Source organism: Chitinophaga sp. 05T412, from assembly GCF_056396465.1.
The window spans coordinates 1-514 of record NZ_JBFTLN010000072.1 but is presented as its reverse complement, the minus strand read 5'-3'; the positions used below and the strand labels follow the sequence as shown (position 1 = coordinate 514).

The 514-nt window shown below is 40.4% G+C and carries 1 rRNA gene; it reads left to right on the top strand.

From position 1 onward, the window contains the following. Window positions 1-163 precede the first annotated feature (163 nt). Window positions 164-275: ribosomal RNA gene (gene rrf, locus AC1DFM_RS34720) — 5S ribosomal RNA — on the top strand. The last annotated feature ends 239 nt before the right edge of the window (window positions 276-514 follow it).

The following is a 514-nucleotide window of genomic DNA, read 5'->3' as shown; positions in this document are numbered from 1 at the left end:
GACTACGACGTTGATAGGTTACAGGTGTAAGGGTGGTAACATCGCAGCCGAGTAATACTAATTGCCCGTAAGCTTTAATTTTTTAAATATTACGCTMAAGAGTTTTGAATACAACTTTCCCGATATGTTATCTTATTAGTTTGCTGTAAAGCAAAGAAGATCTTATGGTGGTTTTGCCGAGGGTGTTCACCTCTTCCCATTCCGAACAGAGAAGTTAAGCCCCTCATGGCCGATGGTACTGCACAATCATGCGGGAGAGTAGGTAGCTGCCATACTTATTAAGAGAAGCCTTAGTACTTGTGTACTAAGGCTTTTTCTTTCTTTAAGAGTAGAGGCCTTTACTAAAGAGTAGAGACTCGAAAGAATAACAGAGACAGTTCTTTACAAAAGCAGATTACTACTGCAACAGATGACACACCARGCTAGGCAACAACCTACCACTTACACTTAACAATGGTGTCATCAACGTTTCCGACAAGGAAACACACTTAAGCCAGGTGCTTAATATCAAATT